Origin of the sequence: Paenibacillus sp. Y412MC10, assembly GCF_000024685.1 — a bacterium.
GTDB lineage: Bacteria > Bacillota > Bacilli > Paenibacillales > Paenibacillaceae > Paenibacillus_AQ > Paenibacillus_AQ lautus_A.
Window position 1 is genome coordinate 4,673,219 of the sequence record NC_013406.1, and the last position, 21,740, is coordinate 4,694,958.

Here is a 21,740-nt window from a genome sequence, read left to right on the forward strand (position 1 = left end):
TTTTTCATTGGTGTGTATATTCTAATCTTCATGCTGTTCCATGAACTCGGCCATCATCCGCTGTTTCACTTCCCAGACCTCTTCGCTCAGGTTCACGCGGTATATCTCCGGATTCAGCTTACGCAAATACTCGGGCCAGAACTGTCCCAGCTGTGCGTCATGATAGCTGCGGATTTCCTCCAGCTCCGGCAGTTCATACACCAATTCGCCATGCTGGAATATCGGTTCCAGCATGGACACCGCTTCAAAGTTCTTCACGTTTTTGCGCATGTAAGGATGCAGCGGATTAAACAGCTTCAGCTTACCGCTTTCCGGCGGCATCTCCTCTTCCGGGAAACAGATGTAATCGGCGATTGCTTTGCCGCTGCCCTTGGATATGATGCGGTACACGTCCTTTTTGCCGGGGGTGGACACTTTTTCAGGGTTGCCCGAGATTTTGATGGTCGGTACCATTTTCCCGTCAACCTCCCGCTCCACCAGCTTGTAGACCCCTCCGAGCGCAGGCTGGTCGGCCGCCGTGATCAGCTGGGTACCGACGCCCCAAGTATCGACCTTGGCACCCTGTGCCTTGAGATCCAGAATCGTACCCTCATCCAGATCGTTGGAAGCTACGATGCCTACATAGTGAAGACCGGCCTCATCCAGCATCTTCCTTGCCTGAATCGACAGGTAAGCCAAATCCCCGCTGTCCAGACGAATGGCATTCATCCGCTTTCCTTGGGCCTCCAGCTTCTTCGCCGTTGCGATGGCGTGGGGAATCCCGCTCTTTAACGTATCGAAGGTATCCACCAGCAGCGTCACTTGATCCGGCATGACCTCGGCAAAAATATCAAATGCCTCCTGCTCGCTCCGGAAGGTCTGCACCCAGGAATGCGCATGCGTGCCTTTGGTCGGAATACCGAATTTCTCGCCGGCGAGCATATTCGAAGTAGCATGGAAGCCGGCCAGATACGCTGCACGGGCTCCCCACACGGCCGCATCCGCTTCCTGCGCGCGTCTTGTGCCAAACTCCAGCAAGGTATCGCCGCCGGCCACCTGACGGATGCGGGAGGCCTTGGTCGCGATCAAGGTCTGAAAGTTCATGAAGTTCAGGAGCGCGGTTTCGACCAGCTGCGTCTCGAAAATGGTGCCTTCCACCCGAATGAGCGGTTCGTTCGGAAATACCAGCGCCCCCTCCTTCATGGAATGAATATTCCCTTGAAACCGGAAGCGGCGAAGCTCCTCCAGAAATTCAGGCTTATACTTCTCTTCCTGTTTGGCCAGATATGCGATATCCTCATCCGAGAATCGCAAGGACTCGATATAATGCACGATCCTTTCCAGTCCGGCAAAAACGGCGTACCCGTTACCGAACGGCAGCTTGCGGAAATATCCCTCAAACACCGCACGCGTACGATGAGAGCCGTTAATCCAATGCGCATACATCATGTTGATCTGGTATTTGTCCGTATGTAGTGCTAATCCTGCTGTCAGCATCACGATCATCCTCCAGTATGACCCGGTTCATCCATGCTTCCGGGTAGTTCGAGCTGTCTATCGATTAAGAAATTCTTCGCTTCGCACAACGGCTGCCCCGAGACTGCCCTGAAAGTGGCTTAACGCCCACTTATGCCCCTCCGGATTGAAGCTGGCAACGCCATCCTCATAGACCGTTATTTTGTACCCGTAGTTATACGCATCCACGGCAGTATGCAGCACGCAGATGTCGGTGCATACCCCTACAAGATCGACTTCGGTAATCCCGCGTTCCCGCAGCTTCTGGTTCAGATCCGTACCGCAAAATGCGCTGTATCTTGTTTTATCCATCCAATAGATCGTATCCTTGCGATCCTCATAGACCTGCTGCAACTCGCCGTATAATTCCCGCCCCCGGGTTCCCCGGATGTTATGCGGAGGAAACAGCTTGGTTTCGGGGTGAAAAGCATCGTCCTGCTCATGCAGGTCCACGGCCATGACGACAAAATCTCCGCGATCGCTGTATAACCGGGTCAACTCTGCAATGGTCTTCTGAATGTCGATGGCGGGCTTCCCTACCGGCAGATTACCATCCACGAAATCATTCGTGAAATCTATCACGATTAAGGCTTTCATCTGACACACTCCTCTACGATATGATTAATGTGATCGATAAAATAACAGCGGTTGAATCATAGACCTGCTACGTATAAATCGATAGCAGCGGCGCATGATCCGTAAATCGGTACAATTGGGCCGGACGCTGCGAATATTGGTTGGAGCTTAGCGGCTTGCCGTTCTCATCCCGCGCTTCTTCCAGTATCCCCTGTCTGCTGCGGGTCGATGTGATTTTACGGATAAAGTTGGGTTCGTTGAACTCGGGCACAACCGTCTGGATGACCTGGTATAACTCGCTCAGCGTAAAATGCTCCGGCAAAAACTGCCTGGCAATCGTCGTTTGCAGCATTTGCAGCTGAATCTTGCGGTAAGCATCCATAATAATATCCCTGTGGTCAAAAGCAAGCTCCAGCTCCTCCAGAGCTTCCGCGACCGTAAACAGGCCAACCTCTTCCGCGTCATCGGCAGCCTGGCGGTGCTCCAGCATCCACTCCTCTACGAGCGCATAGAAGGCATGGCTGATAATCCAACCCCTTGGATCACGTCCCGGCGCGCTATACACGCCCAAGTACTCCAAGTGTCCGCCGTCCACCCCGGTCTCTTCCTTCAGCTCCCGTTTGGCGGCATCGTAAATCGACTCGCTTTCACGGCAAAAACCGCCGGGAAGCGCCCACATGCCGGCACAAGGCCATGACCTGCGCCGGATCAGCATCACCTTAAGCTCCCGAATGGGCAGTGTCTTAGTAAAGGTCTTCCGTTCCCGCTTCGTCAGGGTAAACATCACGATATCGGCGGGCACACCGTCCGGTGTTCTGTATTTCTTGGCACTGCTCTTTGGCGCCTGTTCGCGATCCGTCATTTCCATCACCATAACTATTAATTTGATAATTTCATTATGACATATTTAAAAATGATGTCAAGGATTTCCTAGCCCAATCTCTATATAAGTTTACTATGCCCTATACATTCTCATTCTGTGCATGCCTTAACAAGAACAGAAAAGGTGCGGAACCATTCCGCACCTCGTTTCCTCTATCCGCAGCTGCTTGGCGGCGTATCTTTACCTGTTTCCACGTTCACTTTTTCCGAAACGGTATCGTGAATCACGGACACGACCAGCTGAAGGAGATAATTAATGTCGCTCTGACTTTGCTGGAACTCCATCACGAGCGGAATGCTGTCAATCTCCTCCTGCAGCTCTTCGATCTCGCGTTCGATTTTTGCTACCATGTCCTTGTTCTGGAACGTTTCAAAAGCTACGATTTCTTTTTGCTTTTTCTTAATGGTTTTGATCAGGTTTTGGACCCGTTCGTGATTCTGGATCTTCTCTTCAGCTTGCTTAAACATCTGAACTTCTTCGCTTGTGGATATTAAATTCGCCAGCTCGCCGGCTTTCGCCAGAATATCGTCGCGTATAATCAATTCACGCGTATTGTAAGTGGACATACCGTAGGTGTTGGTACGAACATGATCATGTGCCAAGGTTCATCGCTCCAATTCTTCATCATCTATATGGGTATATGCAGGCATGGATCCATTGCGGTAACGGTCTATGCTGCATTGGCATGCTTCTTGCCCCTCCATTATACCGCATCTGAGGCAGGAATCGCGTCCGGGATCATATCCCCTTTGATATACCAGGTCTTCGTATCCGTGATCCGTACATTCACGAAGCTGCCTACGAGTTCCGTTGAGCCTTCAAAATGCACCAGCTTGTTCGTGCGCGTGCGTCCGGACAGCATGGAATCATTGTTCTTGCTGACTCCTTCTACCAGGACCTCCACCGTAGATCCAAGCAGCCTGTCGTTGCTCTTGCGGCTGTATTCATTAATGGCGGCGTTCAAGCGCTGCAGACGCTCGCTCTTAACCTCCATCGGCACGTTATCCTCCATCACCGCTGCCGGCGTTCCTTCGCGCGGAGAATAAATAAAGGTATACGCAGAGTCATAACCTACTTCCCGTACCAGGGACAGCGTCTCCTCAAACTGCTCATCGGTTTCGCCGGGGAAACCGACAATGATGTCGGTGGTGAACGCTACATTGGGAATCGCCTTCTTAATCTTATGGGCCAGTTCCAAATACGTCTCGCGGGTATATTTCCGGCTCATTTTCTTGAGCACTTGCGAGCTTCCCGACTGCACCGGCAGATGAATATGCTCCACCAGGTTGCCGCCCTTCGCCAGCACCTCGATCAGATGATCGTCGAAGTCCCTTGGATGGGATGTCGTGAAGCGAACGCGCGGGATATCGATTTTGTGAATATCATCCATCAGATCGCCGAAGCGATACTGTATATCTTCAAAATCTTTGCCGTATGCATTCACGTTTTGACCGAGCAGCGTAATTTCCTTATACCCTTGACGGGCCAATTCGCGAACCTCGGCAATGACGTCCTCCGGACGCCGGCTGCGTTCCTTGCCGCGAGTGTAAGGGACGATGCAGTATGTACAGAATTTATCACAGCCGTACATAATGTTGACCCAGCCGCGGAGACCTTCCCTTTTCTTCGGAAGATTCTCGACAATGTCGCCTTCCTTGGACCACACTTCAACCACCATTTCCTTGCTGAAGAGCGCTTCCTGAATCAAGTGAGGCAGACGATGTACGTTATGCGTGCCGAAGATCAGATCCACGAAGCCATGTTTTTGGAGAATTCGATTCACGACCGATTCTTCCTGCGACATGCAGCCGCAAACCCCAAGCAGCATATCCGGCTTTTCCGTCTTCAGATGCTTCAGGTGGCCGAGTTCGCCAAACACCTTGTCCTCCGCATTCTCACGAATGGCACATGTGTTGAGCAAAATGATGTCCGCCTGCTTGCGATCCTCGGTTGCCCGGTAGCCCATCTGCTCCAGCAATCCCTTAATCGTCTCGGAATCATGCTCATTCATCTGGCATCCGTACGTATACACGATGTAATGCTTGCCAGCCCCTATGCTTCGGAACTCCTCAGGCAGCTCGGTATCGTACAGGACTTCGACACTCTGTTTGCCGCGTTGTTTTTCCTGTCTATGATTAGGCTCCGAAAGAATGTTGATTTCCCGGCCATTGATGCGAATTCTCTTCCCGTGTTCGTCTTCCGAGAGAACTTTGGCTCCTGAAAAATCAAAATACTTGGAGTAGTCCTTACTTTCTTTCGACATGCTAGGTCACTCCTTAGATCCGCAAAATCTCTGGTTTACATGACAATATTGCTTAATAGGCACTGTTTTAAATTATATCATGATCTTTATGCCTAAGCTACCACCCTGGTGCTATTAGAGCGTTCCTTGGCCGTTGATTTCTTCTTCCACATGTTCGGCAGCACGCCGACCCTAAACTTGGAATTCCCAAAAAAGAGCCTGGCATCGATGAATCGATCCAGGCTCTTCTTGACTGCGAACTTGTAAAAGTTGCGCATGCGTGACACATACAGTATGTTCTTATGGCTTTCTAAAGCCGCGGATTAATCAATAATTTCAGCAGTGTCTCCGTTTTTGGCGCCGGCCGCGTTGGCCTCATCGGTGTCGATGTGCATGTCGAGCGCAAAATTGTCGGATACGCGGGCAATGACGTTCTCCAGCACGAGGCCGCGTTCGCCGCCTAGGCGCACTTTGAGCAGGTCCTTGTCCTTGATGCCCCACTGCTCCGCATCGGATGTATGGAAGTGAATATGACGAGCGGCCACGATGACGCCTTCGTTTACCGTTACTTCACCTGCCGGGCCTTTAATCGTGATTCCCGGGGTTCCGGCAATGTTACCGGATTCGCGCACGGGTGCTTTCACGCCGATGGCAAAGGAATCCGTACGGGAAATTTCCAGTTGGGTTGCAGGACGCGCAGGTCCCAAAATTCTTACTTTATCGAATTGTCCCTTCGTTCCAATGACCGCTACCGTTTCGTTGGCCGCGAATTGTCCTGGCTGGGACAAAGGTTTGAACTCTGTAAGTTGATATCCAGGGCCGAACAATGCCTCAATATGCTCTTGGGTTAAATGAATATGGCGGGCGGATACACCCACAGGTACAGTTTTACTCATCTGTCTCACTCCTTGTTTTTCTCTATATGCTGTACATGCCATCACCTATTATACTCTCTATTACCCAAAAATAAAAAGGCAACCCGCGTGTTTCAGGTCGCCTTCTTTCGTTTCTTGCACGATCTGCAACAGGATTGTCATAGTTATCCTCAAATCCGGGATGTTATGCATCATGTTCATCTTCTTGAACCGGCGATGAAGGCAAATGCTGTTCAAGAAAACGCAGCGGATTATCCGACATCCAGCCCTTGACCGTCGATTCGGGATAAAACTTGAGCAGCAGCTCTTGAAAATCCGGATACCGGCCAGGATGCTCCAGCCCTTCGATCCACTGATCGATCCCGTCGAAATCCGACCCGAACATGATGTGCTTCTCTCCGCCCAGCTCACAAATCTTTTCGATGTGTGGCAGGACGTCCTCCGGCGTCACCCGCTGGACACCGCTGCGGATAAACCAGGGCACAAACGTGATGCCGATCATGCCGTTTAACGCTATCAGTGCCCGTATCTGTTCATCGCTCAAATTCCGGGGATGCGGGCAAATGGAGTAGGCATTGGAATGCGAAGCAATGACGGGCCGCTGAGTCAGCTCCGCCAGTTCCCAGAAACCGGCCTGGGACAGATGGGACACATCCAGAATGATGCCTGTTCTATGACATTGCTCGATCAGCTGACGTCCCCGTTCCGTAAACCCGCCGTTTCGCTGCTCCAGCACGCCATCCGCTGCCCAGTTGGCATAATTCCAGGTAACTCCCATCAATCGTACGCCCATATCAAATAAAAGCTGAACGTAATACAGATTGCCCTCCAGCCCGTCAACGCCTTCCAGCGACAGGACGCCGTACCGCTCCGTTTTGCGTTGTCTCATCTCCCGGACTTGTTCCCGCCAGAGCAGGGGCTTCAGATGACCCGCGTTCACGATGCGGCTTCGGTATACATCCAATTGGGCCAGTACGCGCTCAAAGGAGGGCCTCCCGAATTTCTCCGACAAGAACACAGCGAACACCTGAAGCGCCAGATCCCCGTGCTCCAAACGCTGCATCGTTACATCCAAATGCGGGCCGTCCACAAAAGAGGCTTTGGGATCTTCCCACATTTTGCTCAAAACATCGCAGTGAAAATCAACCGTCCGCATCGCGGCGCTCATCCCCCTTCTGGCCTGTCACAGCAAAAAGCCTGTTTACGCTTAGCAGAGTAAACAGGCTCATCCTCAACATTCGAAATTTATCTAGGTTCCACGATCAATTTAATTGCCGTCCGGTCTTCGCCATCAATCACAATATCCGTAAAAGCAGGGATGCATATCAAATCCACCCCGCTCGGTGCTACAAATCCCCGGGCAATCGCTACCGCTTTAATGGCCTGGTTCAGTGCTCCCGCCCCAATCGCTTGCAGTTCCGCTCCGCCCCGCTCCCGAAGAACTCCAGCGAGCGCCCCTGCAACCGAATTAGGATTGGATTTTGCTGAAACTTTTAATACTTCCATGGTAAGTACCTCCCCTGGGAATGTTGAGTGATGGTTTGCTTCCGCTTACTAGATGTTATTCGTGAGAGGGGAAAAAATTCCTGCTTTTTACCATCCGTACCTAATTTAATTAAACGGATTTTGACGTTTTTAATCCATCCGCCATTCATCTTCGTACATGCGGATTTTTTGGATCTTCCGGGCTTTTCCCGTCTCCTCATCCATGTCTACGCATACGGCATGGAACTGCCATTTGCCTTCGTCGACCTGGAAACGGGCAGGAAGCTGGGTCTTGAATTTATACATGACCGCATCGCGCTGCATGCCGAGGATGCCTTCCTTGGAGCCCACCATGCCGGTATCCGTAATGTATGCCGTTCCTCCCGGGAGTATGGAATCGTCATTGCTCTGCACGTGGGTGTGCGTGCCGACCACCATCGAGGCACGGCCTTCCAGATGCCATCCCATGGCAATTTTCTCCGAGGTCGCTTCAGCATGAAAATCCACAAGGATGCATTTGTGCTTCTGGCGCAGTGTATCCACGATGTCATCGGCGGCCCGGAACGGGCAATCGATGGCTGGCAGGAATGTCCGTCCCTGCAGATTCACGATCGCCAGCTGTTTGCCGTTCGCTTTAATGACGGTGTATCCGCGGCCGGGCGTGCCGGGCGGAAAGTTCGCCGGGCGAACCATGCGGGGTTCGTCGTCGATAAATTCAAATATATCCTTGTTATCCCACGTGTGGTTTCCCAAGGTGATGCCATGAATGCCCCAATTGAAAAATTCATTGGCGATGGCCGAGGTGATGCCGCGTCCTGAAGCCGCGTTCTCCCCATTGGCAATAATGATGTGCGGATTATATTTGGACTTCAGCTCCGGAAGGGAAGCTTTCAGCGCCTTGCGTCCTGTGCTGCCGACAATGTCTCCGATGAATAATACTTTGATGTCAATCACTCCTTCAGGGGGAGCCTGTCCTGTCCTGACTTGATCCCAGGCAGGTCGGTTCCCGATTCATGGATAGTCCGATATGTATTTTCGGATATCTTAAAGATAAAAAGTGGCCGGAATGCGGCCACTTTTTAAGGTCCAAACTCTATTTCGCGTAATCGACCGCACGGGTTTCCCGGATAACGGTGACTTTAATATGACCCGGATAGTCCAGTTCATTTTCAATCGTTTTGGTAATGTCGCGTGCCAAGCGGAATGCTTCGGCATCGTCGATTTTTTCCGGCTGTACCATGACGCGAACTTCACGTCCTGCTTGAATGGCGTAGGATTTCTCAACGCCTTCAAAGGATTCGGAAATTTCCTCGAGCTTCTCAAGACGACGGATGTACGTCTCAAGCGTCTCTCTACGAGCTCCCGGTCTGGCAGCGGACAATGCGTCGGCTGCGCCCACCAGCATGGCGATAACCGAAGTTGCTTCGCAGTCACCGTGATGAGAGGCAATGCTGTTGATAACCACCGGATGTTCCTTATACTTCTTCGCCAGCTCCACGCCGATTTCAACGTGCGATCCTTCCACTTCATGATCCAGCGCTTTACCGATGTCATGCAACAGTCCTGCCCGTTTCGCAAGCACGATGTCTTCGCCCAGTTCGCCGGCCATCAGGCCAGTCAAATAGGCCACTTCCATGGAGTGTTTCAACACATTTTGTCCATAGCTCGTACGGAATTTCAGTCGACCCAGAATTTTGATCAAATCCGGATGCAAACCGTGTACGCCAACCTCGAAAGTGGCTTGTTCTCCATACTCGCGAATGCGTTCGTCCACTTCCTTGCGGGATTTCTCCACCATTTCTTCGATACGAGCCGGATGAATCCGTCCGTCCGCCACGAGCTTTTCCAAAGCCGTACGGGCAATTTCACGGCGAATCGGATCAAATCCGGACAGAATGACAGCTTCCGGAGTATCATCGATAATAAGGTCAATCCCTGTAAGGGTCTCAAGCGCACGAATGTTTCGGCCTTCACGTCCGATAATCCGGCCTTTCATTTCTTCGTTCGGCAAGGTGACAACAGAAACCGTGGTCTCAGCTACGTGATCAGCCGCACAGCGTTGAATAGCCAGCGTGATGATCTCGCGTGATTTCTTATCTGCTTCTTCCTTCGCCTGCTGCTCGATTTCTTTGATCATCTGAGCGGTTTCATGACGAACTTCTTGCTCGACATTGCTGAGAATGATGCTGCGGGCATCCTCCATCGTCAGGTTGGAGATGCGCTCCAGTTCCGTCGTTTGCTTCTTGTAAATTGCATCGATTTGCTGCTGGGTTTCCTCTATTCGTTTCTCTTTGTTCGCCACTTGTTCTTCTTTACGTTCCAAAGATTCTATTTTTTTATCCAGCGACTCTTCCTTTTGCAACAATCTGCGCTCCTGCCGTTGAATTTCATTCCGGCGCTCGCGAGTGTCTTTTTCAGCTTCGGCTCTGATTTTATGAACTTCGTCTTTAGCTTCGAGAACCGTTTCTTTCTTCAATGCTTCTGCTTCCTTCTTCGCACTTTCGACGATCTGCAAAGCGGCATGCTCGGCACTGGAAATTTTAGCTTCTGCAAGGGATTTGCGAATAAAATAACCGAACCCAAAGAATATAGCGGCTACAGCGAGAACGATTATGATCCAGATCCAAGTTTCCATCTGTTCACCTCCTCGTTGTTTCCTCCAAGGCATTCCTTGGGAAAATGTGCAATTGTCAGGTTACTCATTCATACATAAAATTTTCCGGCAGTGGAAGCTGCCGTCCATACTGCGCACGCCATAATGACCGTACGCAAATCCCGCCTTAGCCAGCGGAATACATTTCACTATGAATTGGCGATTTAAGAATCTTTCACAAAGTAGTCACTTTTTTGGAAGGAAAAAGGATTCTAATTTATGATAAAAAGATTCATATTTATTTTAGTATTTATAAAAAGATATTGTCAAGGGAAAGCAATGGGTAAACGTCAGTTTCATCCAGCGAAACCATTTCTTTAGCGAAAAAATGCACACCTGCTTGTGCTTTATTCAAAATCATACGGCTCTTCGTCCCATTCGCCTTTCTCCTGCTCCTCTTCAATCAAAAGTTTGAGTGCCTGGCGCACAGGCTCTCCCCCAAACCCCCTACGCATTAAATATGCTCCGGTTTTACGTTTGCGATCCAGCAGCTCCCCCTGGGTTTGCTGCCATTTTTTTCGTCCCACGGCCAAGCAGCTCTCCAATTCCGATTCTGCGCTGATCTCGCCCAAAGCCTCCGAAATCAGCTCGGTGCCGATCCCCTTCTGCCTCAGCTCCTGCTTAACCCACAGCCGTCCCTTTTTATGGCTGGTCATGCGCTGCTCTGCCCACATCTTAGCGTACAGCGCGTCATCCAACAGCTTGTCCTTCTCGAGGCGTTCTAGCGTCGTCTCCACGCTGCTGGGCTCGAACCCCTTTTGCTGCAAACGCTGCGTGATCTCCTGAGTCGTCCTAGGTTTCCGAGCCAAATGATTCAGCGCTTCCACGTAAGCCCGCTGCCGCTCATCTGCCACGACAATCTCCTGCAGCTCTTCCTTGCGAAAAACATTTCCCTTTAACATGCGATATTTAAGCATCACGTCTTCATGAACGGTCATAAGGTACGGACCGAACGCGATTTGATACCGGTGTTTGGGCTTTTTCAGCATTTCGACAGAAGTTATGACCAGATCCTCGTCTTCCGGAAAATGTCCAATTCCCGAGGAATCCGCCTGCCCCGACATTTCTTTATTCTCTATATCCATACGACGCTCCCTTCACTGCTGCACGCTTCTCGACACATCGTCAAGACCAATGATTCGGCAGAAATAAATGCAAAGAAGACCGTCTGGCGTTACCCACACCGGACGGTCCCAAACACTGTCATCGTTAACCAGCGATTTATTACTCTACCTTAAACAACTCTTGCTCTTCCAATTGCTCTTGTTCCTTCTCCTTGTCGGAAGGCTCAGGAACAGCCGTCGTCAGATTACTCGCTTCACGGATCTTGTTCTCGATCACGCTTGCGATCTCCGGATTCTCCTTCAAGAACTGCTTCGCATTCTCGCGGCCTTGACCAAGACGGTCACCGGCATAAGAATACCATGCTCCGCTTTTATCCACGATATCCAGCTCCGTACCGATATCGATCAGGCTTCCCTCTCTAGAGATGCCTTCGCCGTACATAATATCAAGCTCGGCCTGTTTGAAAGGTGGAGCTACCTTGTTCTTAACAACCTTAATCCGTGTGCGGTTACCCACCACATCGTTGCCCATTTTGATGCTCTCAATTCGACGCACGTCCAAACGAACCGTGGAATAGAACTTCAGAGCACGTCCGCCTGGGGTTGTTTCAGGGTTACCGAACATAACGCCAACCTTCTCGCGAAGCTGGTTGATAAAGATGGCAATCGTTTTCGACTTATTGATGGCACCCGACAATTTACGAAGAGCCTGGGACATCAGACGGGCTTGCAGACCTACGTGGGAATCACCCATGTCGCCTTCGATCTCGGCTTTCGGTACAAGCGCGGCAACCGAGTCAATAACGATGACATCGACGGCTCCACTCCGTACCAGAGCTTCCGCAATTTCCAGCGCCTGCTCGCCCGTATCCGGTTGGGAGAGCAGCAATTCATCAATATTAACGCCCAGTTTGTTTGCATACGATGGATCCAGAGCATGCTCGGCATCGATAAATGCAGCTTGTCCGCCAGCCTTCTGAACCTCTGCGATGGCATGCAGGGCTACTGTTGTTTTACCGGAGGATTCCGGGCCGTACACTTCGATAATCCGGCCTCTAGGCAAGCCGCCGGTTCCTAAAGCTATATCCAATGCCAACGATCCGCTTGGCACAATCTCAACTTGCATATGGGTGGATTCACCCAGTTTCATGATGGAACCTTTTCCGAACTGTTTCTCTATCTGACGAAGCGCCATTTCCAGCGCAGCACGACGATCTGACAATTGTTCCACAACCCTTCACTGTTGATAGTCTTATCATACCTTGTTTTGACACGTTTGCCAAGCTTTTTTTCGAACATACATTCGTTTTTTTTATTCAACTCCCCTTCCCGTTCATGCTCCGAACCCTATGTATAAAGAACAAGAACCGTGGCAACATCAATCGATATGCCACGGTTCTTCCGTATTTCCCATTATACTTGGAACGGTTCCTAAATTCAAGAACAGCTATTTAGCAAGGTGTAAATTTTTTACTTTTCCAAATGCTCGGTCCCTTTTTCTCCACGAAGCCTAAGCCTGCTCAGACGCTACGAGACGCTGCCAAAGCCGGTATAGCAGCGCTTTGGTTGCGCGGAGCCGGATCGTTTCGCGGTTGCCTTGGAGGTTCAGCTCATGCACTTCCGTTTCTTTGCCCCTTTGGGACAATCCGATGTAGACCAGCCCTATAGGCTTGCGTTCCGCGTAACCCGGACCTGCCACGCCTGTCACCGATAAACCGAAGTCGCTGTCGGTTACCATCCGGACATGATCCGCAAGCGCTTCTGCAACCTCCGCACTGACGGCCCCCGGCGCATCGTCGCCCTCCAGCAGCGCATGCGGGATATGCACAAGCTTCTCCTTGATCTGGTTGGTGTAACAGATGATCCCCCCAAGAAACATCGATGCGCTTCCGGGAATGGAGGTCAGGGTCTCCGCTACAAGTCCTCCCGTGCAGCTCTCCGCCGCGCTCAGGGTCCAGCTTCGATCTGCCATCATGTCCACGATGACCTTTTCGATAGGCACATCCTCGTTGGCATACATAAATTCAGGCCCTCTCTCCTGGATCCTGGCTTCCAGTTCATTCAGTCGGACCATCGCCTCAGACTCGCTGGAGGCCTTCGTGGAGATGCGGACGGTGACCTCCCCGTCCTTGGCATACAAAGCAATCGTCGGATCGGTCTGGGCCGTAATCAGGTCCTCCAGACGCTGATCCAGCGCGGACTCCCCAATGCCCGCGAATTTAAGCATCTTCGAATAGATGGGAAGCTCATCCGTGAGCACATGCTGCAGAAGCCAAGGCTTGGCCTCCTGCTCAAACATCGGCATCAATTCTTTGGGCGGCCCCGGCAAAACGATATAATGAGTGCCTTCATAGGATACCGCGTTCCCAACGGCGAGGCCTGTCTCGTTCGGAAGCGGGGTGCCTCCCTCGATGGCGAGAGCCTGGCGCCGATTGTTCTCGGTCATGACGGATCCCCGCTCATGAAAGAAGCGTTCAATCCGGTCCATGGCCATCCGGTCGATATGCAAGGAACGATTTAGAAAGGAAGCCAGCGCATCCTTCGTCAGATCGTCCTGCGTGGGACCGAGACCGCCGGACAGGAGTACAATATCGGCTCTGCTGCTGGACAGGCGCAAGGCCTCCTTGAGCCTCTCCAGGTTGTCCCCGACAACGGTTTGATAGTACACGTCGATCCCCATTGAAGCAAGCTGTCTGGACAAATACTGTGCGTTGGTATTCACGATCTGTCCGAGGAGAAGTTCTGTTCCAACTGCAATGATTTCTGCTTTCATGATTCATCGATCCTCCCGTATCTTCTATCTCTTCGTTAGTAGCTGCCTTCGTTATTTTCTTACCCGGCGGAAGAAAAAAGCAATAGGATGGCTCCTATTGCCGTTATGCCCCGGTACCTTTGAGAAGGTGCCTGTTTTGGACAAAATATTCGATTCCCGAATAGATCGTAATCAGCGCGGCAGCCCAGATCGCAATGACATCAAACGGAATCCCCAAAAATACAAACGGGAAATTGTTGATCAGAAGCGCGACAATCGCCACGATCTGAATCACCGTCTTGATTTTTCCGGATTGACCTGCTGCGACTACCGAACCTTCCAGAAGCGCAATTTGTCTCAAGCCAGTCACCGCAAATTCCCTGCTGATGATGACAACAGCAATCCAGGATTCGCATTTTCCCATCTCTACAAGCGATATGAGTATGGCCGCAACCAGCAGTTTGTCCGCCAGCGGATCCAGAAGTTTACCCAGATTCGTCACCATATTGTTTTTCCGGGCCAGATACCCGTCAATGCCGTCCGTGCTTGCAGCAAGTATGAATATCAGTGCCGCAATCAATTGGTTATAGGGCAGGACAAAATCATTCCACACAATGGGATCCGGATAAAAATCAAAATCCACCAGCAGGAAAATCATCATGACAGGGATCAAGCAAATGCGGGCCAACGTGATACGATTGGGTAAATTCATGGGGCAACCTCCCTTGCAACGGGTTGTCTTGTTAACTCGGCAGACCCTGCAGCGGTTATCCTTCTGCATGTCATCAGGGTCGCTCTTCCCAAGAGCCTAAAGGGTTTGAAGCGTGCATCGCTGTCTGTCATTTTCATCCCCCAGTAATCTATGTATACGTTAATCCTTATATATCGTTTTTTAGTATAATATTTCCGTTGACGCCCTGTCAAAAGAAACAAACCAGCCGAACCCACCCCTTATTGCTTAAAGGGAGAGGAGCGTTTATTTAAAATTGGTGAATTGCAGATCCAAGGAAAGGTCCGCTTTGCGAAGCAGCTGCATGATCTGCTGAAGATCATCCTTGCTTTTTCCGGTTACCCGAATCTGGTCTCCTTGAATCTGGCTCTTGACCTTCAGCTTGGAATCACGGATCAAAATATTGATCTTTTTGGAATTTTCCTGGTCGATTCCTTGCTTCAAGGTCAGACGCTGACGGACGGTACCCATGGAAGCCGGCTCGATCTTACCGTACTCCACATTTTTAAGCGACAAGCCCCGCTTCACCATCTTGGTCTGCAAAATATCGATAACGGCGTTGAGTTTGTACTCGTCATCGGAGGCAATGACCAGCGCGTCCTTGTCCAGCTTCAAGCTGCTCTTGCTGCCCTTGAAGTCAAAACGGTTTTCGATCTCGCGCTCCGCTTGATTAACCGCATTGGTAAGTTCCTGCATATCCATTTTGGATACGATATCAAATGAGCTTTCTGAAGCCATGGTGAATCCTTCCTTTCATTTGGCGATAATGCTTCTATTATAGGTAAAACCGAGAGACAAGTCTAATCCTGTAAGGAATCCGCGATGGATCAGGAACGAAAAAGACTCCGCTTATCGCCAACATCATCCGGCGAAAACGAAGCCCGCTCCCTCAACTGCTAGCTTTCTCATCATGCACCGGACGGCGGAACATACTCAGTATGCCGAGTAAAATATGTGCCAGCCCAAAGCCTAATATGCCATACCCCCAGCTGCTTGGGATCAAATAATAGCCCAAGAGGCTGACGATAACGCCTAATCCGAATATAATCCAATTGACCGTCACAGAGCATCACCTCTTTCGGGAAGTGAAATAACAGCATGCAGCTGCATGCTGTTATGATGGCCTGGAGGACAGGCAATTATTCGAAGTCGGTGGTATCCGATGTATCCGTAGTATCCCCGGTACCCGTGTTGTCCATCGTGCTTGCGGAACCATCAGCCGGCTCCAACACGATGCGCGACGTGGACTTCCCATCCGTTACGGGCTGGCCGCCAACCGTAATGGTCGTTGCAGCAGAATTGGCCGACTTCACGTACAGCCCCTGGCTGTCCATGTCAAAGCTCAGCGAAGCACCGTTCTCGAGCATTTGGAAAGCCAGCTTCTCCCCGGAAGCATTGTTGCCACGATATACTTCGACCCAACTTTTACCGTCACTGATTGCCACAATCTCAACCTTCACGGACGAGCCCGATACCTTAAATACGGTGTTCTTGCCTTCCGTCCGGTCCTGCGTCACCGTAGCCGCTCCAGGCGTTGAATCACCCGGTTCATCGATGTCCGTTCCATCCGTTCCGTCTGTGCCTTCTGTTCCGTCCGGGGTATCAGTTCCTTCTCCGTCCGTGCCTTCGTTTACCGTGCCGTCCGGGGTGTTTTCGCCGCCCTGCGCTCCGTCGCCTGGCGTCACGGGATCCGTGTTATCCGGAGTTTGCGGGTTCTGCGCCTGATCGGTCTGCGTCTGATCATTGTTGCTGACCGGCGGTTCGTCCTTAGGCTCATTCGAATTGATGGCCACCAAATATATGACAACAACGATCAGGATCGGGAATGTCCACATCAGCAGCGTAGGCAGCCATTTCATGTTCCGTTCGGCTGTCGGTCTGCTGGCGCGCTTTTGAATAACCGGCTCCATGGTCGCTTCCGGTTCGGATTTAGGCACATCCTGTTTATGCCCTTCAAGCAGTTCGTCCGGGTCAATCCCCACCGCTTCCGCATAGGTTTTGATGAATGCCCGCACGTAAAAACTGCCGGGAAGTACTTTGTAATCCCCTGCCTCGATGGCTTCCAAGTATCGCTTGCGTATTTTAGTCATTTCCTGCACATCATCAAGGCTCATCCCTTTTTGCAGACGCGCCTCCCTTAATTGCTGTCCCAGTTCGGACATGCCATCACCTCCTACTTTAGAATTTCGTGGTCAAAGTCAAACAAAAATATTACAAATCGTCACTATAAGAACCCGTGAACGTATCATAAACGATTTCCTCTTCCGGATTGTTTCGCAATTCGATGATAATGTCGAAATCATCGTAGGAATATTCGGATTCGCGAACAAAGATATCGGGATGCTCGATCACCTTCGTGCTCTCCATTCCCATGATATCCTGCAGGAGCTGATAGTGGCGTTCATTGGATCGAATCGTGCTCACAATGCCGTCAATGATAAAAATGTTGTTCGTATTCATCTCGTCCTCGGAGAGTTGACTGCGAATGGTTTGACGGAGCAGCGTAGAGGAAACGAAGGTCCAGCGCTTCATCGCGCAGACGCTGCCGGCGATAATGGACTCGGTTTTGCCCACGCGGGGCATTCCGCGGAGGCCGATGACCTGATTACCTTCCCTTTTGAACAATTCACCCAAAAAATCAACAAGTAAACCGAGCTCATCACGCGTAAAACGAAACGTTTTACGATCATCCGAGTCCCGGTCGATATATCGTCCATGACGGACAGCCAGAATATCCACCAGTTTCGGGGGCCTCAAGGCTGATACCGTAATATTTTTCATTTTGTTTAACATTTTACCCATCAGAACAATTTTTTCTTCGTCATCCGTCTCGAGCAGCATTCCGCGGGTTTGGCCTTCCACGCCGTTAATGGTCAGTATGTTCACTTCGAGCATACCCAGCACGGATGCAATGTCACCGAGCAAACCGGGCCGGTTCTTATGTATCTTATATTCCATGTACCATTGATTCGATTCCACAAAGACACCTCTTTGCACTTCTTTTCCATCAATATTCGACAAATTCCAGCGAAAATTGCACGCAAAAACAGGTCAAATGAAAAATGGGTCACGTTAATGATATATAAAATAAAAATGAAAGGCAAGTATTAACGGTGACATGAAAATTACATTCTTTTTTCTTGACAAAAAGCCCCCATTGTCGGGGGGCTTTTTGTTAATGGATTATGCGTTGTTCTTGGCCAATTTCACCATCAGACGCGCGATAACGTGGCGTTCTTCCTCGTTACCTACATCCCACAATTCTTTCAGTGCGCGGTTGGATGAGTTTTGGGGATCAACCTTCTCGTCGAGGAAATCACCGATCTCATAAGCCAGCTGGGAAATGGTGTCTTCACTCATACCCGCTTTCTCGGCTTGAACGACGCGCTCGCCCAGGAATTTCTTCCAGGAATCAAAGTTTTTGATTACGGATGACATGAATTAAATCCTCCTTTTGCGTGGTGGCAATTCAGATTTAAAGTAACAATAGTAATATGTCCCCGTAACCAATACCTTATGAGTGGTGAATTGCACCACGAACGAGATCTAGGTCACCCATCCTCCGTTCGGGCTGATCACTTGCCCGGTAATGTAGCCCGACTCGGGCAGCGCCAAAAAATACACCAGCGACGAAATCTCATCCGGCTGCGCCAATCGGCCGACCGGAATTTCATCCTCCAGCATGCGAATTTCATCCGACTCCAGATGCCCCAGCATGGACGTATCGACCGCACCGGGCGCCACGGCGTTCACCGTTACGCCTGACGGGGCAAGCTCCTTCGCGAGAGCCTTCGTAAAGGCGTTAACGCCGCCTTTGCTTGTTGAATACAATACCTCGCAGGAGGCTCCGGATAACCCCCAGATCGAGGATACATTGATGATCCTGCCAAAGCGCTGGGAAACCATGCGCCCCATAAAAGCCTGGGAACACAGAAACATCCCGCGCAGGTTAATGGACATCAAAGTATCCCACTGCTCTTCCGTCACGTCGGACAAAAGCCCGTAATGGGACACGCCCGCGTTGTTAACCAGAATATCCGGCTCCATACCATGACTCTGCAGTTTCTCTTTCATCCGTAATATCTGCTCTTTGTCGCGCAGGTCGGCGGATACGGTTAATACCTTGGCTCCATAAGCCATGCAGCGGCGGGCTACTTCGTTGGCCGCTTCGTGCGAATTCATGTAGTGGATGACCACATTCATGCGGACCGAGGCAAAGCGTTCGGCGACAGCCGCCCCTATGCCTCTGCTCGCACCCGTAATCAATACCGTCATTTCCCCGATCGGCTTCAATTCTCTTCCCATGCCTTGCTTCATTACGGACTCACAACGATCGATACAGCCAGCTGGTTCCAATCGACATGCTCCTGCAGGCGGCGGTTGACATCCTCCAGGGTGATGGATTCATAAACCGGCAAAACGTTGAAAAAATCGGCGCCGCGGAACTGATAGCGAGTAAATTCATGGGCAATGTTTTCCGGGGAATTGAGCATACGCAAGTATCCGCCCATTTTCTTCTTGCGGGCCCGTTCAAAGTCCGAGGCTTGGAATCCGGCTGCCTTTAGCTTATCCACCTCGGTACGGATGCGCTCCAGCAGTTGATCCGGATCCTTCGTGTCCCCGCCAACCGCGGAGAACGCATACTGGGGCGAGCTGTTATATTCATGACCGAAGCTGTCGGAGATCAAATCCTCATCGTACAGCTTCTGATACAACTCCGTACTGGAGCCAAACAGGAGATCCATCATCAGCTTGGTCGTCAGGTCGCGGCGCAGCTGCTCATCGGCCGATAAACCCACCTGCTTCTCCTTGAAGCCGAACAGGCATTTCGGCAGCGATACGGCCAGGCGGCTCTCCCTCCGCTTCTCTTCGACTCCCTGCGGCTCCGGATCGAATAAACGCTCAATGGAACCTTGTTTGTCGTACGATTTTCGGGCTTGGTTCGATCGGATCAGGTTCATCGTTTCCTCGGGATCGACGCCGCCCACCACGAACAGCAGCATGTTGCTCGGGTGATAGAACGCATTGTAGCACGTATACAGATCTTCCTTCGTAATCGTCCCGATGGATTCCACCGTGCCGGCGATGTCGATATGCACCGGATGCACCTTATACATCGCTTCGATCAGTCCGAAGTACACGCGCCAATCCGGGTTGTCTTGATACATGTTGATTTCCTGGCCGATGATCCCTTTTTCTTTCTCCACGTTCTGGTCGGTAAAATAAGGATTCTGCACGAAATCGATCAGCGTCTCCAAATTTTCATGAATGTTCTCCGTGGCCGAGAAGAGGTACACGGTCTGGTCAAAACTGGTAAAGGCGTTCGCCGAGGCGCCATTGGAAGCAAACTTGGCAAAAATGTCGCCTTCCGGCTCCTCAAACATTTTGTGCTCGAGAAAATGCGCAATTCCGTCCGGAACCCGGGTCTCGGACTCGCCTTGGACCTTGAAATGGTTATCGACCGAACCGTACTTGGTTGCAAAGGTCGCATAGGTTTTCTGGAAGCCGGGTTTAGGCAGCACATACACGTGCAAACCGTTATCCATCACTTCGTAATACAGCGTTTCCTGCAGGTTGTCATAATGAATGCTCTCCACCGGCTATTCCTCCTTTTGACCTTTCAGGAAATAGATCGTATCCAGGGAAAATGCCGAAGCCGCCTGCTTCACATCGTCCACTGCAATGCCCTCGACCTGCTTCAGCAGCTCATCCGGCGTACGTTCCCGTCCCGACAGCGTGCGGTTAAAATCATACGCAATCATCTCGAAGGCCGAATCCTGCATTTCTTTGATCACGTTACGGATCATGGCTTTCGTCTGGGTCATTTCGATGTCCGAGATGGCACCCTTGGCCATGTCATCGAGCTGTTGGCGAATGATGTCGACCGCCTTCTCGAAATTTTGAACCTCGATCCCGGACTGGATGGTAGCAATCCCTTTATGACCGTCATATCGGGAGGAAGCGTAATACGCCAGGCTTTCCTTCTCCCTCACGTTAACAAACAGCTTCGAATGCGGATACCCTCCCAAAATCCCGTTATACAGGAGCGCAGCGGCATATTCATCATCTCCGTACGTAATCGTGCTTCGAAGGCCCATGTTGAGTTTGCCTTGATTGATGTCCAGCTTCTCCACGACCGTCTGCGTCTCGTTAGCGGCCGTCCGCGTGATCGAAGGAACATAATCCCGGCTTTCCGTCCGATTCAGTTTAAAATGCTCCTCGACGAGCGTCTTCACCTCATCCAGACTCGTATCGCCAACCACGTACAAATCCAAAACGGACTCTTGGAGCCATTTCTGATAAGACTCATACAAGTCCTCCGGCGTGATGCCGTCAAGGTCCTTCCGCTCTCCGAGCGGATGCAATCGGTACGGCTCGTTCTTGCACATAACCTCAATGCAGCGCTCGGCGGCATAACGGATCTTATCGTTTACGATAGACTCCAGCTTCTTGCGGACCGTGTCGCGCTCGGTCTGCACGTAAGATTTGCGGAATGCGCCATTCTCCAGCACGGGCTGGGTGAATGCCTCGCCCAGAAAAGCAAATGAGGAGCGTAGCAGGCTCTCAGGGCTCTTAACAAAAGAGTCATTGATCGTGTCCATGCGGAAGTGCACGATCTGATAATCGCCGCGCTTATACACGTCAAAGCCAAACCCGGCGCCGTACAGCTGCTCCAGCTGCTCGCGGAATGCTCTGGTTTCCGGGTAAGAAACCGTCCCTCTGCGCAGTACAAAAGGCGTAAGCGCGGTCGAGGTCACGGTTTCCTCCGCTAACGGGCTTCCGGCGTAAAGCGATATCGCAAATGTCTTGAATCGGTTTGTCGGCAACACGTGAATCCGTATCCCTCCGGCAGTACCGTGTTCAAATTCCGTTTTCGTCAAGGTCCATATCCCCTTACATCATGGATTGTCGTTGCCATAATTTACTTCATAGATAACTTACATTCTAACCCATCGCAAAGTGAAGAAGCAACCGAAGACAGGCCC

22 protein-coding genes are annotated in these 21,740 nt (G+C 51.1%); all 22 read right to left on the bottom strand.

Annotated features, from left to right (window positions below; all coding sequences use genetic code 11):
- Positions 1-21: 21 nt before the first annotated feature.
- A complete protein-coding gene (locus GYMC10_RS20240; RefSeq protein ID WP_015736270.1) occupies positions 22-1,476 on the bottom strand; it encodes a nicotinate phosphoribosyltransferase in 1,455 nt (484 codons plus the stop codon).
- A 57-nt stretch (positions 1,477-1,533) separates the two neighbouring features.
- Positions 1,534-2,091 (bottom strand): cysteine hydrolase family protein, encoded by a 558-nt coding sequence (locus GYMC10_RS20245; protein ID WP_015736271.1) that lies wholly within the window; start codon positions 2,089-2,091, stop codon positions 1,534-1,536.
- Between the two features lie 67 nt (positions 2,092-2,158).
- On the bottom strand, positions 2,159-2,944 hold the full coding sequence (locus tag GYMC10_RS20250; protein WP_015736272.1) for an NUDIX hydrolase: 786 nt from the start codon (positions 2,942-2,944) through the stop codon (positions 2,159-2,161).
- A 161-nt stretch (positions 2,945-3,105) separates the two neighbouring features.
- Positions 3,106-3,555 carry a RicAFT regulatory complex protein RicA family protein gene (locus GYMC10_RS20255; RefSeq protein WP_015736273.1) on the bottom strand — a complete coding sequence of 150 codons (450 nt, stop codon included), beginning with the start codon at positions 3,553-3,555 and terminating at the stop codon, positions 3,106-3,108.
- A gap of 101 nt (positions 3,556-3,656) precedes the next feature.
- The gene (gene miaB / locus GYMC10_RS20260) at positions 3,657-5,216 is read right to left on the bottom strand and encodes a tRNA (N6-isopentenyl adenosine(37)-C2)-methylthiotransferase MiaB (protein ID WP_015736274.1); all 1,560 of its coding nucleotides are present in this window, start codon (positions 5,214-5,216) and stop codon (positions 3,657-3,659) included.
- 302 nt (positions 5,217-5,518) lie between these two features.
- The gene (gene pduL / locus GYMC10_RS20265) at positions 5,519-6,091 is read right to left on the bottom strand and encodes a phosphate propanoyltransferase (RefSeq protein WP_015736275.1); all 573 of its coding nucleotides are present in this window, start codon (positions 6,089-6,091) and stop codon (positions 5,519-5,521) included.
- Between the two features lie 163 nt (positions 6,092-6,254).
- On the bottom strand, positions 6,255-7,226 hold the full coding sequence (locus GYMC10_RS20270; protein WP_015736276.1) for a dipeptidase: 972 nt from the start codon (positions 7,224-7,226) through the stop codon (positions 6,255-6,257).
- 89 nt (positions 7,227-7,315) lie between these two features.
- Positions 7,316-7,576 (bottom strand): stage V sporulation protein S, encoded by a 261-nt coding sequence (locus tag GYMC10_RS20275; RefSeq protein WP_006211249.1) that lies wholly within the window; start codon positions 7,574-7,576, stop codon positions 7,316-7,318.
- 129 nt (positions 7,577-7,705) lie between these two features.
- Positions 7,706-8,509 carry a TIGR00282 family metallophosphoesterase gene (locus GYMC10_RS20280; protein WP_015736277.1) on the bottom strand — a complete coding sequence of 268 codons (804 nt, stop codon included), beginning with the start codon at positions 8,507-8,509 and terminating at the stop codon, positions 7,706-7,708.
- 139 nt (positions 8,510-8,648) lie between these two features.
- Positions 8,649-10,190 (bottom strand): ribonuclease Y, encoded by a 1,542-nt coding sequence (gene rny / locus GYMC10_RS20285; protein ID WP_009589303.1) that lies wholly within the window; start codon positions 10,188-10,190, stop codon positions 8,649-8,651.
- A 365-nt stretch (positions 10,191-10,555) separates the two neighbouring features.
- Positions 10,556-11,293, bottom strand: a complete 738-nt coding sequence (locus GYMC10_RS20290; RefSeq protein WP_015736278.1) for a regulatory protein RecX — start codon at positions 11,291-11,293, stop codon at positions 10,556-10,558.
- 139 nt (positions 11,294-11,432) lie between these two features.
- Complete coding sequence (gene recA / locus GYMC10_RS20295; protein ID WP_015736279.1) at positions 11,433-12,494, bottom strand: recombinase RecA; 1,062 nt, start codon at positions 12,492-12,494, stop codon at positions 11,433-11,435.
- A 288-nt stretch (positions 12,495-12,782) separates the two neighbouring features.
- A complete protein-coding gene (locus GYMC10_RS20300; RefSeq protein WP_015736280.1) occupies positions 12,783-14,045 on the bottom strand; it encodes a competence/damage-inducible protein A in 1,263 nt (420 codons plus the stop codon).
- 103 nt (positions 14,046-14,148) lie between these two features.
- The gene (pgsA, locus tag GYMC10_RS20305) at positions 14,149-14,736 is read right to left on the bottom strand and encodes a CDP-diacylglycerol--glycerol-3-phosphate 3-phosphatidyltransferase (protein WP_009589313.1); all 588 of its coding nucleotides are present in this window, start codon (positions 14,734-14,736) and stop codon (positions 14,149-14,151) included.
- A 264-nt stretch (positions 14,737-15,000) separates the two neighbouring features.
- Positions 15,001-15,492, bottom strand: coding sequence for a YajQ family cyclic di-GMP-binding protein (locus GYMC10_RS20310; RefSeq protein WP_009589306.1), 492 nt, complete (start codon positions 15,490-15,492; stop codon positions 15,001-15,003).
- A 151-nt stretch (positions 15,493-15,643) separates the two neighbouring features.
- Positions 15,644-15,817: a hypothetical protein gene (locus tag GYMC10_RS32600; protein WP_009589315.1), complete on the bottom strand. Its 174-nt coding sequence runs from the start codon at positions 15,815-15,817 to the stop codon at positions 15,644-15,646.
- A 76-nt stretch (positions 15,818-15,893) separates the two neighbouring features.
- Positions 15,894-16,916 carry a helix-turn-helix domain-containing protein gene (locus GYMC10_RS20315; RefSeq protein WP_015736281.1) on the bottom strand — a complete coding sequence of 341 codons (1,023 nt, stop codon included), beginning with the start codon at positions 16,914-16,916 and terminating at the stop codon, positions 15,894-15,896.
- Between the two features lie 49 nt (positions 16,917-16,965).
- Positions 16,966-17,733 carry a DUF3388 domain-containing protein gene (locus GYMC10_RS20320; RefSeq protein ID WP_009589314.1) on the bottom strand — a complete coding sequence of 256 codons (768 nt, stop codon included), beginning with the start codon at positions 17,731-17,733 and terminating at the stop codon, positions 16,966-16,968.
- 204 nt (positions 17,734-17,937) lie between these two features.
- Entirely contained in the window at positions 17,938-18,192 is a 255-nt protein-coding gene (locus tag GYMC10_RS20325; RefSeq protein ID WP_009589302.1) for a DUF3243 domain-containing protein, read from the bottom strand.
- Positions 18,193-18,300: 108 nt separating this feature from the next.
- On the bottom strand, positions 18,301-19,071 hold the full coding sequence (gene ymfI, locus GYMC10_RS20330; RefSeq protein ID WP_036659259.1) for an elongation factor P 5-aminopentanone reductase: 771 nt from the start codon (positions 19,069-19,071) through the stop codon (positions 18,301-18,303).
- Entirely contained in the window at positions 19,071-20,351 is a 1,281-nt protein-coding gene (gene yfmH / locus GYMC10_RS20335) for an EF-P 5-aminopentanol modification-associated protein YfmH (RefSeq protein ID WP_015736283.1), read from the bottom strand. Before yfmH ends, ymfI begins: the two co-directional genes overlap by 1 nt.
- Before the next feature lie 3 nt (positions 20,352-20,354).
- On the bottom strand, positions 20,355-21,635 hold the full coding sequence (gene yfmF, locus GYMC10_RS20340; protein ID WP_015736284.1) for an EF-P 5-aminopentanol modification-associated protein YfmF: 1,281 nt from the start codon (positions 21,633-21,635) through the stop codon (positions 20,355-20,357).
- Positions 21,636-21,740 lie beyond the last annotated feature (105 nt).